Origin of the sequence: Pauljensenia sp. UMB9872 (genome assembly GCF_030212665.1) — a bacterium.
GTDB lineage: Bacteria > Actinomycetota > Actinomycetes > Actinomycetales > Actinomycetaceae > Pauljensenia > Pauljensenia turicensis_B.
In genome coordinates this window covers 58,768-70,729 of the sequence record NZ_JASOER010000007.1, presented here as the reverse complement: position 1 = coordinate 70,729, position 11,962 = coordinate 58,768, and the positions used below count along the sequence as shown (strand labels likewise).

The following is an 11,962-nucleotide window of genomic DNA, read 5'->3' as shown; positions in this document are numbered from 1 at the left end:
GCCGGCTCGCAAACCCCGACACCGAGCGGGGAAGCGCGAGCCGGCCACGGCCTTGTTCATAGGCGCGTCAGTCCTGCATGGGACCGCCGTAGATCTCGTCGATGACGGAGGCAAGACGGCGCGTGGCCTCCAGGCGCTTGACCTTGAGCGAGGGCGTGAGCAGGCCGTTTGCCTCCGTGAAGTCGGTCGTGAGGACCTTGATCTTGCGGATCGATTCGGCGCGCGAGACGTGCTTATTCGCCGAGGCTACTGCCTTCTCCAGGGAGGCCAGGACCTCGACGTTCGTGGCTGCCTCCGCCACGCTCATCGGGGGCAGCGAGTGCGTGGCGAGCCAATCGGGCAGCATCTCCGCGTCCAACGTGATGAGCGCGGCAATGAAGGGCCTCTGGTCGCCCACCACCAGGACCTGGGAGATGAGCGGGTGGGAGCGCATCGGGTTTTCGAGGGCAGCCGGGGCGACGTTCTTGCCGCCCGCTGTCACGATGATCTCTTTCGCGCGGCCCGTGATGGACACGTAGCCGTCGCGGTCTAGGGACCCCAGGTCGCCCGTGCGGAACCAGCCGTCTTCGGTGAAGCAGGCGGCTGTCGCCTCGGGGTCGTTGTGGTAGCACTGGAAGACGCTTGAGCCCTTGAGTAGGATCTCGCCCTCGTCGCTGATCTTGAAGGACATGGGTGGCAGGGCCGGGCCCACGGTGCCGATCTTGGACAGACGAGGCGTGTTGACCGAGACCGGGCCGACCGTCTCTGTCAGGCCGTAGCCCTCCAGAACGGGGATGCCGACGCCGCGATAGAAGTGGGCGAGCCAAGTGGCCAGGGGCGCGCCGCCCGAGACGATGTAGTCTGCGTTGCCGCCCACCAGGCGGATGATCTGCTGGTAGACGAGCTTATCCGCCATCGCGTGCTGGGCTTTGAGGGAGGCGCTGGGGCCTTCCTCGGTGTCGAGGGCACGCGAGTAGGCGATCGCGATCTTGGCGGCCCAGCGGAAGATCTTGCGCTTGGGGCCGGAAGCCTTCGTGTCCGCCGAGTTGTAGATCTTTTCCAAGACGCGCGGGACGACGAGGAGATAGCTCGGCTTGAAAGATGCCAGGTCGTTTAGCAGGTTCTTGATGTTGGAGGCGTGGCCAAGCACGCCGTTGCCACTGATCTGGAAGACCTGCAGGAAGCGGGCGAACACGTGGGCCAACGGTAGGAAGAGGAGTAGGCGCGAGTCTTTGCCGGCGGCGATCTCCGGCATCCACGAGTGGGCGTTCAGGCATAGGTTCGTGAAGTTCTCATGGGACAGGACTGTGCCCTTGGGCGTGCCCGTCGTGCCCGACGTGTAAACGATGGTTGCGATGTCGTCCTTGGTGAGGGCCTCTGAGCGGGCGAGGACGCGCTCGCGCGGGGTGGCCGAGCCCTCCGCGATGAGGGTCTCGATGGCCTCGGAGTCCAGGGAGAGCACGTGGGTGTTGTCCCGGTTTTCTCGCTCTGCTGCCGCGCGCACGATCTCTGCCATGGACACGGTTTCGGTGATGATGAGGTTGACGTCCGCGTCGACGAGGACGTGGGCGACCTGGTCGATGGAGCTGGTCTCGTAGATGGGCACGGGGACGAGGCCGGCTGCCCAGCACGCGAAGTCGAGGAGCGTCCACTCGTAGCGGGTGCAGCTCATAATCGCGACGCGGTCGCCGGGTTCGAGGCCCCGCGTGATGAGGCCGGCGGCGAGCGCGTGCACCTCATCGTAGAAGTCGCGCGCCGTGATGGAACGCCACGTGTCGCCGATACCGATCTTGCGCAGGATGAGGGGGCGGGTGGCGCCACGCTGCACGCGCTCTTTCAGCAGGTGGGGGATCGTCGTGTGATCGTCGATGCGCACCAGGACGGGGGCGTGCCACTCGAGGGCCTTGGTGGTCGTCTGCGCCTGCGTCGTCTTGTCGTCGTTGGACGAGGCAGGGGTTTCTTCGGCTCTCATATCTGCTCCCTGGTCGCTGGGCGGTGTGCGTTGCGGGACGGAGCCAGCGACGCTACTACTGTTTTCCCTATCCTACGCGCCCGTAGAGTGGGGGAGGGGGACCGTCTTTAGGGGTGCGTGTCTTTGCCTTGGGTGGTGGAGTCGTGGATTTGTGATGTTGAGACCTGTGTCTTTCGGGCATTAGCCCTGTCTTTCAATGCTGCGTAAAACGAGGGGTCGCCCGTGGTTTCCCACGGGCAACCCCCAGCAGCCTAACGCTCAGCCCTTGCGCTTGGCAGGAGCCTCGCCCAGCTCGAAGGACTCGACGACGGCCTCGGTGGCCTCAGCGTCATCGGAGGCGGTCACGGTCAGGGCGTCCACGGCCTTTGACGCGGCTTCCAGGTCACTCTTCACGGACTCCAGAGCCTCGACCTGAGCCTGCGGGGCACGCACCGTCACCGCCAGGAACGGCGTACGTGGCGACACCTTCGCCTCAGACTTCACGCGACGCAGGGCGATCAGAGCGGAGGACGCGGCCTCGAGCACCGAGGGATCGCCCTCGATGCCAGCCAGGTCAGCTACGACCGGCCACGGAGCGGTGTGCACGCTACCCTCGCGGTACCAGCTCCACACCTCTTCCGTCACGTACGGCAGATAGGGGGCGAGCAGACGCACGACGTTGTCGATAACGATCGCCAGAGCCGCGCGGGCGGACGCGGCCGAGGCCTCGTCCCACGCGCCATCACGGTTGTAAGCGCGCTCTTTGACCAGCTCCAGGTAGTCGTCGCAGAACGTCCAGAAGAACGACTCCGTGACCTCGAGCGCGCGAGAGTGCTCGTAGGACGCTAGGGCAGCCGAGGCCTCGTCGATGACGGAGGCGAGTGTCGCTAGCACCGAACGATCCAGTGGCACCGTCACCAGCGCCGGATCCAGATCAATCGCCGCGCCCTCACCACCCATGGTCAGAGCAAACTTCGAAGCGTTCAGAACCTTGATTGCCAGACGACGACCGATCTTCATCTGCGCTTCATCGAAGATCGCATCCAAGCCCAGTCGAGCGGACGTCGCCCAGTAGCGAACCGCGTCCGAACCGTACTTTTCAAGCAGACCCATCGGGGTGACCACGTTGCCCTTGGATTTTGACATCTTTTTATGGTCAGGATCAAGGATCCAGCCCGAGATACCAGCGTGCTTCCACGGAAGTTCAGCGAACTCGAGGTTTGCGCGAACAACGGTCGAAAACAGCCAGGTACGAATGATGTCCTGACCCTGAGGGCGCAGATCCATCGGGTACGTACGGCTGAACAGATCCTCGTCCTCGAGCCAACCACATGCCAGCTGCGGGGACAGTGAGGACGTTGCCCACGTGTCCATGATGTCCAGTTCTCCCACGAAACCGCCGGCAACGTCACGCTGGGCTTCCGTGTATCCAGCCGGAACATCAGACGAAGGATCGACGGGCAGTTCGTCTTCGGCCGGCGTAATGATCTGGTTGTAATCGACCTCGCCGGCCTCGTTCACCTTGTACCACAGCGGGAACGGAACACCGAAGAAACGCTGGCGGGAAACCAACCAATCATTGTTCAGGCCAGTCACCCAGTTTTCGTAGCGTACACGCATGAAATCGGGGTGGAATGCCAGCTCGCGACCTCGACCAACCAGCTCTTCGTTCAGATCCTTACCCGACGCCGGGTTCGTCCACGGCTTGCCCCCGTTACGGATGTACCACTGGCGCGAGGTCACGATTTCGAGTGGCTTATCACCCTTCTCGAAGAAGTTCGTCTGACGCATCGTCTTCGTCGGCTCACCGTGCATCTCGCCGGACTTAGCGAGCATCGCAACCAGGGTCTCGCGTGCGGAGAACGTCGTCTTACCGGCGATTGCCTCGAATGCTGCGATACCTTCAGCGGACGTGATCCACTTGGGCGTTTCAGCGATGATACGGCCATCCTTGCGCAGGATCGCGCGCAGAGGAAGGTCGAGGTCACGCCACCAGTCGATATCCGTGGTGTCACCGAAGGTACAGCACATGGCGATACCAGCACCCTTATCCATCTCGGCCTGCGGATGAGGAAGAACAGGAACCTCAACACCGAAGATGGGGGAGGCAACGGTCGTGCCGAACAACGGCTTGTAACGCTCATCATCCGGGTGAGCAATAAGGGCAACACACGCGCCGAGCAACTCCGGACGCGTCGTCTCGATGCAGACGTCCACGCCGTTCTCCACGGGAGCACCGGCAGCGACAGCCTTCGCGGCAGCATCAGCATCCGTCAGGTGGAACGCCAGACGGTGGTAGAAGCCCGGGTACTCACGCGACTCAAGCTCAGCCTGAGCAACAGCGGTCTGGAACGTAATGTCCCAAAGACCGGGAGCCTCGCTCTGATAGGCCTCACCGCGAGCCAAGTTGCGCAGGAACGCAGCCTGAGCAACCTTGCGGGCGCGCTTACCGATCGTCTGGTAATGCTGCTTCCAATCCACGGACAGACCAAGGTAGCGCCACAGCGCCTCGAACTGAGCCTCATCTTCAACCGTCAGACGTTCGCAGAGCTCAACGAAATTCTTACGCGAAATCGGCTTTTGATCACGAGCCTTGATCGACTTACCTTCGCCACCCTCATGTGGGGGAACAAAGTCAGGATCGTAGGGGAGCGTCGGATCAACGCGAACACCAAAGTAGTTCTGCACGCGACGCTCAGTCGGCAGACCGTTGTCATCCCACCCCATCGGGTAGAAAACGGACTTACCCATCATGCGCTGGTAACGCGCAATAACGTCAGTGTGGGTGTAGGAGAACACGTGTCCAACGTGAAGAGAACCCGAAACCGTGGGCGGCGGAGTGTCAATCGAGTACACCTGCTCGCGCGTTGCCGTACGATCGAAATCGTAGGTACCTGCGTTCTCCCAGCTCTCACCCCACTTGTGTTCCAAACCTTCAGCGCCAACACGGTCAGGAACCGTCGGGGCTACAACAGAAGTCGGGGTCGAAAGACGCTCGCCCATATCAATATTCTCCATCCGAGTCGTGGACATGTACCCCACTAGAGTAGTGGGATTTCAAGGGGAAAACCAAACGTGCACATCGGGTATTCGCGACCTTTCCACCCCCTGGCGATCAATCAACGAGGCCCGGGTAGGAACCTCGTCAATGAAACACAAAAAGGCTGGCTACGAAGTCTCCTTCGTAGCCAGCCACGCGAGTGAGAAATCCTCAATCAGAGAACAACAGCAGCGATCCAACCGCCGATGAGCAACGGAATGTTGAAGTGCAGGAACGTCGGGATCACAGTGTCACGCATGTGATCGTGCTGACCATCAACATTCAGACCGGTTGTGGGGCCAAGGGTTGAGTCAGAGGCAGGCGAACCAGCATCACCCAAAGCGCCCGCGGTACCGATCAAAGCGACCGTCGCAACAGGGGAAAAACCGAGCGTCGCACAGAGCGGAACGTAGATCGCAGAAATAATCGGCAGGGTCGAGAACGACGAACCAATGCCCATCGTGATGATCAAACCAACAAGCAACATCGCGAACGCCGCGATGACCTTGGAACCGGCGAAAAGATCAGCAGTCTGCTGGACCAACGGTTCGATTGCGCCGGATTCGTTCAGCACTGAAGCGTATCCCTGAGCGGTGATCATGATTAGACCAATCAGGGACATCATCTTCATGCCACCAGAGAAAACGTCATCAGCTTTCTGCCACGGAACAACGCGCATAAACAGCAGAATGCAGAGGCCAACAAGCGCCCCCACAAGCAATGGGTCAGCAGCAGAATCAACCAGCGTCAACCCGGTCTGAATAACAAAGCAGACGATGATTGCAAACAGCGCAGCCCACACCTTACGAGGCTCAATTGTTTCGATCTTGCGCGTGTATTCGCTAGTAGTGGGCTTGTACTCACGTGACTTCCCATAGGAGAAGAACGCGATGATCAAACCAACAAGCATCGAAAGAGCGGGGATACCCATTGCGACAACCGGGTTCACACCAGTGAGGTTCATCCCAGCTTTTTCAATGTTCGCAAACAGAATGTCATGCAGGTAAATACGACCGAAACCAATCGGCAGGAACATGTAGGTGGTGATAATACCGAACGTGATCGCCGATGCAACAAGACGACGATCCATCTTCAACGTGTTCATCACGCCAAGAATTGGCGGGATCAGAAGCGGGATAAACGCAATGTGAATCGGGATCAGGTTCTGACTCATGATGCCCATGGCAACAACACCCGCAACGATGCTCCATTTCGTCACGGAACGAACGCGTTCACCTCGAGAAGGGTCAGCGCTCTTCATCTTCGAAACAAGCCAGTCGGCAAGCAATTGAGGCAGGCCGGAATGCGCAACCGCCATGGCGAAGGCACCAAGCAAAGCATAGGAAAGCGCGATCTTCGCGCCACCAGCGAGGCCATCCTGGAAGGCAACCATCGTGCCTTCAATGCCCATATGTGCGGTCAGACCCGCAACCAGAGCAGCAATGAACAGGGAGATAACGACATGCACGCGCGCAATCGAAAGCGCGAGCATGATGATGACTGAAATGACAACAGCATTCATTGGGAGATGGGATTTTCTTGGTCGGGTTCGCGCAACTGGAAGTGATTACGCGCAGGACAGACAAAGATCAGGAAGACACTTCCTGATCGCGTGCAATAGCAGCGTCGACAGCTGTAACAAGTGCGGGGGACAGACCGGCGTTTTCAGCGGCCAGCAGACCTGCAATCGTGGTGCCACTAGGGGAACAGACCGAATCAATAAGCTGGGCAGCATTCACACCGCGTTCTTGGCTTGCAAGAAGCAGATCCGCTGAGCCAGCAACAGCCTGGGCGGCAATTAAGGTGGCAGAAGACTTCGTCAGTCCATGTTTCACGCCGGCTCGGGCAAGCGTCTCAATAATCTGGAAAACCCACGCGGGCGAGCAACTTGCCAACGCCATGAACGCAGGGAATTCTTTCTCGCTGATTCGCACGGTACGCCCGACAGCGCCGAGCAGGCGTTCGGTTGCTCCAAGCTGAGCCTCGGTTGCATCCTGAGAGCAGATTGCGCTCATTGACTGGCCAACCTGTGCGTTGACATTCGGCATCACGCGGATCAAGGGAACCGCTGCGCCGAAATCGCGGAGCATTGAATCAAGGGTGCGACCGGCAGCCAAAGAAACAACGGCCATATCTGGACGCTCGCGAACGATATGAGCGATCTGTTCGATCACTTCAGTCTGAATATGAGGTTTCACCCCAAGGACAAGCAGGTCAACCTGATGAGCGAGCGACCCATTGGATGAAGCAACCTGCCCACCAACTTCGCGGGCAAGCGCCGGAGCATGGACACCATTCGCGTCAGTGAAAAGGAAATCAGCTCCGTTCATTCCGGCCGCAACCGCACCGCGTGCAATTGCGGCGACCATTGAACCGGCTCCAATAAATCCGATGCGCATGTCGATTCCTCTTTCAGGCTCTGCTTGATGAAGAAGCATCCCGCAGTGGATAAAGCGAATTGCTCGCCACTGCTGTGTTCCTTAATCCCTTAGCCTAGTTGGGATAGGGCGTAGCGTGCGCGCCTGTCCGATTTGGGGCCCTTCTCAAAGTCAGCGCGTGCCGGTCCCATGACGCAAGCGGTGCCCACATGGATGTCGGCGCAACCGGAGTTGGGCGACCTGATTCATTGAGAACCGTGACACCTGCTTGTCCGGTACCACGATGTGTCAGAACTTCGTCCAATGCCAAAGGGGCTTCGGGGAATGCCTGAACTCGACGTTCTGCCTTTCATCCTCAAGGGGGAACGAGGCCGGTTGGCGTGACTCACGCCAACCTGTTGATAGCCGGATGAGTTATCCACAGTTTTCTCATTACGTAGGTGCGTGAGGAGGTATTGCTTCTTAGTGTGTGCGCATGAATGTCACGAATCGTCTGAATGTCGCTCGTCTGACCGAGGCAGTATTTGAGCCTGAAGATGAGGATCCGCTCGATGAGCCGCGTCCCGAGTGGAAGGTGCGTCTGCTCCCGTCGGTTCAATCGATGATGCTACTGGGAGTCGTTGTTCTTCTTGTTGCGGGGATCGGCGTGTGGAAAACAACCACGGCATCGTCGGCGAAACAGATGAATGACAGTGGAGACTACGCCAGCACTGAGTCTGCACAGTCGATTCAGGTAGCGTCATCCGCCGGCCAATCCACGTCGCTTCCGGCACCTCAACAGAGCATAGAACAGGTCACCGTTTATGTGACGGGAGCGGTCAATTCCCCGTCTCTAGTGACCCTAGAAATGGGCAAACGGGTTGCTGACGCACTCGAAGAAGCGGGCGGAGTGGCAGAAGATGCCGATGTTGAACAAGTAAATTTAGCGCGCCCACTGGTGGACGGGGAACATATTGTGATTCCTCGGCTGGGTGAGGTCGCACACACACCTTCTGATTCCTCGTCGCCGACCGCATCAACAACTGGGAGCTCATGTATTGACCTGAATACGGCCGATGTTGGTGCTCTCGAGCAGTTAGATGGCGTTGGTCCGGCACTTGCCCGGCGAATCAAAGAGTTCCGAGACCAATCTGGTCCGTTCCAATCGGTGGATGACGTTGATGCGGTGCCGGGGATAGGACCAGCACTACTAGAGAAGATCCGTTCTGGGGCGTGTCAATGAAACCGCCACCTCCAATGCATGATTGGCGTCTTGCCCCCGTGGCGGTGGCAGTCTGGTGCGGTGCCCTCTTCGGAACGAAAACGGACAGCAGCGCGGCCATAACTGGCGTTGCTGGCGCGACAAGCCTGGGGTGCGTGTGGATGCTGGCATCGTTGAATGCGGTTCAGCCACGTCAAGGGCGTCACAACCTAATCCCATTTGGTTCCTTGCGAGCCCTGCTAGCACTGGTTAGTTTTGCCACTGTTGTGGCCGTGTGTGTGGGAGCGGTCGCTCACAACAGTGCACGGCGCACCGAGGTCTTCCAAGCGGCTCAAACTGGATCGCTGATCACGATACGTGGCGAACTAGAAGATGATCCATCTGAAGTCTCAGGGCAGTTTTCGTCAAATTCGCAGATCGTTTCCCTTCGCGTGACACACGCAGGCAAACAATCGATGCGACCAACTAGCCCTATCAAAGTGCGACTAACAGGAAGCCACTGGCCCTCTCTCTATCGTGGGGACACAGTTGAAACTAGGGGAGTGATCGACACTGAGTTCAGCGCGCATCTTCCTTGGGCAGGAATCATTCACACCTCGAAACTGAAATGTGTTGCTAGGCCACAAGGGTGGCGAGCTACGGTGCGAAGAATTCGCACCGGCCTCGTCGATTTGGTTGCTGACTTGGAACCTCAAGCGCAAGCTTTGGTTCCGGGAATGGCAATCGGTAATGACTCTGCTATGACGAAAGAACTGAAGGAAGCTTTTCGCCGGACCTCACTGTCGCATTTAACTGCAGTCTCCGGCTCGCATTTGGCGATCATCATGGGAGTTGTCGCCTTCGTCCTACGAGGCCGCACACGTTTTCGTCTGTTCGGAATCGCAGCAGTTCTGACCATTGTGGTTGCAATAGTTGGGGCAACGCCTGCAGTAATGCGAGCGGTACTCACCTCGGCGTTGGGGATTGGGGCAGAGTTTAGCGGTAGGGGAAAGCAGGGGGTGACGACGTTAAGCGCAGTCACCATCGGATCAATCCTGTTCAACCCGTGGGTCGCAAGTAACTTCGGTTTTTCACTCTCCGTAGCGGCGACCTTTGGAATTGTTGTGATCGCTCGGCGCCTCCTCGATTATCGGCGCAGAAAAATCCGTTCGGACACACTCATCGGCAAAACAATTGGCTTCGCGATTGACTACTTGGCAATCCCAGTTAGTTGCTATGTGATGACTTTCCCCATCCTGCTTCTTGCCAACCCACGCGTCCCGGTATACGGCATACCGGCGAATGTTATGGCGTCGGTAGCGGTTGCGCCGGCGACATTGCTGGCGATCGCGGCAACCTGCCTGCTTGGAGTTTCTCCTTGGCTCGCTCACGCGTGTGCGCAAGGATCAGCGTTCTTCACGCGGTGGATTACGAACGTTGCTTTCTTCTTTGCACACCTTCCAGGGGCTAGTCATCAGCTTTCGTCGCGTGATGTGATCGTCGCTAGCATTGTGAGCGCGACACTGGTGCTCTACTGGAAGCGTGCGCTCGTTATCCCCCTACTACGTAGAGTGCAAACGCATGTGTACATGGAACGTGTCAGACTTATAGGGCGTGCGAAGAAAGAGAGGTAATCAATGGGTAGTCGGGGAACTAAACCGTCAGCTCCGGTTGCTATTGAATTGGCTCCTATTGTCCTGATTAAGGGCAAAGAAGGGCTGCTGATCGATCGCGCTCTTGATTCTCTGCGCTCGCAGGCGCGTTCGGCAGATCCAAACCTTGAACGCACAGACCTGAACGCTGCCACCTATCAGGCGGGTCAACTGGACATGATTGCCTCGCCATCACTGTTTGGTGAAAGTCGACTGGTGATCATTCGTGACCTTGAAACGATGAGTGACGCTCTTGCCAACGACCTCTTGACCTATATTGCGGCCCCTGCCTTCGATGTGTGGCTTCTTCTGGTTCACCCCGGCGGAAACGCGAAGGGAAAAAAGGTCACCGACGCTATCGCAAAAGCTAAATTCCCCGTTATCCCCGCCGAAATCATTAAATCTGACCGGGACAAGCTTGAGCTGATCCGCTCTGATGTTCGCCGTGCTCACCGTCAGATGGATCGTGATGCGATGCAAGCGATCGTTGACGCGCTTGGCTCCGACCTGCGCGAAATGGCGGCCGCAGTTGCCCAGCTTCTCTCTGACTGCGAAGGCACAATCACGCTAGAGGACGTGCGTCGCTACCACGCGGGACGCATTGAAGCCAGCGGATTCGAAGTAGCCGATGCGGCCATCGCTGGTGAAACATCGCGAGCCCTCACCCTTGTACGGCACGCGTTCGCTACGGGTGTTGAACCTCAACAGCTTGTCGCCGCCCTGGCAATCAAGATCCGACAGATGGCGAAAGTATCTGCCTCATCAAGCGGACGCGGAGTCAACGTGGGAATGCAACCGTGGCAGGTGAATATCGTGCGTAGCCAGTTGCGGGGGTGGAACGATCGTTCGCTCGCAGGTGCTATCCAAGCGGTTGGACTTGCAGACAGTGAAACAAAAGGCTTGTCCCGCGACCCGCGCTACGCAGTTGAAAAGGCCATTACGACGATCTGCCGGTTGCATCGAAGGCGTTAAACTAAAGCTCGCGGGTGAACGGGTTACCCAGCACGTCCGTCCGTTGCCTGATGAACACGCCGTATAAAACACTTTGGGGTCGCATCTCACGTGGATGCGACCCCAAAGGTGAAGAATTAGCGATCAGCCGAGCGAAGAAACTCGCTTTGCGAGCTTGGACTTGCGGTTAGCAGCCTGGTTCTTGTGGATAACGCCCTTGGAAACGGCCTTATCCAGCTTGCGGGAAGCAGTCTTGAGGGACTCGATTGCGAGTTCCTTGTCTCCTGCCTCAACGGCTTCGCGGGTCTTGCGAACGAGCGTCTTGAGCTCGGACTTCACAGACTGGTTACGAAGACGACGCTTCTCGTTGGTGCGGATCCGCTTGATCTGAGACTTAATGTTCGCCACAGTCGGAAAACTCCTTGCTTGAAGTGATTACAGGGTCGGTGAGGGCTGTGTCAGAACCGGGACTGGGACGTGGGGACATCCGCAAACGGCTCGGACCAGACCCCCTGCCCGACCAGGCCGGGAGTCCGACTAACAACGTTACCAGCGCGATACGCTGAGCGCTATTTTCTTAGCGGAAAGTGGGCGTGAATGCGCTCACTAAACGCGCTTATGCGTGTGCTTCAAAGCCTCAGAAATCTCAACCTCGTCAATGCCACTGTCGCGAGTGGTAGACGAAGCATACGAAGAATGGGACTTCTTCGATCGTGAGTCGGACTTTCGTGAAGTGCTCGTACGACGGTGCGAAGTTATCCACACAGTGCATATCCCCTGAGTTATCCACAATTTGCCACTGGGAAGATGGCGCACTTTTCATCGAAGGCA

General features: G+C 58.2%; 8 protein-coding genes. 3 read left to right on the top strand and 5 right to left on the bottom strand.

Annotation, left to right across the window (positions count from 1 at the left end; genetic code table 11):
• Positions 1-67 precede the first annotated feature (67 nt).
• The 4 genes from QP109_RS04160 to proC form a co-directional block, all read right to left on the bottom strand.
• Complete coding sequence (locus QP109_RS04160; RefSeq protein ID WP_285023467.1) at positions 68-1,951, bottom strand: AMP-dependent synthetase/ligase; 1,884 nt, start codon at positions 1,949-1,951, stop codon at positions 68-70.
• Positions 1,952-2,209: 258 nt separating this feature from the next.
• A complete protein-coding gene (valS, locus tag QP109_RS04155; RefSeq protein ID WP_285023521.1) occupies positions 2,210-4,933 on the bottom strand; it encodes a valine--tRNA ligase in 2,724 nt (907 codons plus the stop codon).
• A gap of 212 nt (positions 4,934-5,145) precedes the next feature.
• Entirely contained in the window at positions 5,146-6,492 is a 1,347-nt protein-coding gene (locus tag QP109_RS04150) for a Na+/H+ antiporter family protein (protein WP_285023465.1), read from the bottom strand.
• A gap of 67 nt (positions 6,493-6,559) precedes the next feature.
• The gene (gene proC, locus QP109_RS04145) at positions 6,560-7,369 is read right to left on the bottom strand and encodes a pyrroline-5-carboxylate reductase (protein WP_285023463.1); all 810 of its coding nucleotides are present in this window, start codon (positions 7,367-7,369) and stop codon (positions 6,560-6,562) included.
• Between the two features lie 454 nt (positions 7,370-7,823).
• Between proC and QP109_RS04135 the strand changes: the two genes are divergently transcribed.
• The 3 genes from QP109_RS04135 to holA all read left to right on the top strand — a co-directional run bounded on the left by QP109_RS04135 (position 7,824) and on the right by holA (position 11,152).
• Complete coding sequence (locus tag QP109_RS04135; protein WP_285023461.1) at positions 7,824-8,570, top strand: helix-hairpin-helix domain-containing protein; 747 nt, start codon at positions 7,824-7,826, stop codon at positions 8,568-8,570.
• A gap of 521 nt (positions 8,571-9,091) precedes the next feature.
• The gene (locus tag QP109_RS04130) at positions 9,092-10,162 is read left to right on the top strand and encodes a ComEC/Rec2 family competence protein (RefSeq protein WP_285023459.1); all 1,071 of its coding nucleotides are present in this window, start codon (positions 9,092-9,094) and stop codon (positions 10,160-10,162) included.
• A 3-nt stretch (positions 10,163-10,165) separates the two neighbouring features.
• Positions 10,166-11,152: a DNA polymerase III subunit delta gene (gene holA / locus QP109_RS04125; protein ID WP_101627425.1), complete on the top strand. Its 987-nt coding sequence runs from the start codon at positions 10,166-10,168 to the stop codon at positions 11,150-11,152.
• A 123-nt stretch (positions 11,153-11,275) separates the two neighbouring features.
• On the opposite strand, the gene rpsT is transcribed toward holA, so the two are convergent.
• Positions 11,276-11,539: a 30S ribosomal protein S20 gene (gene rpsT / locus QP109_RS04120; protein WP_006681291.1), complete on the bottom strand. Its 264-nt coding sequence runs from the start codon at positions 11,537-11,539 to the stop codon at positions 11,276-11,278.
• Positions 11,540-11,962 lie beyond the last annotated feature (423 nt).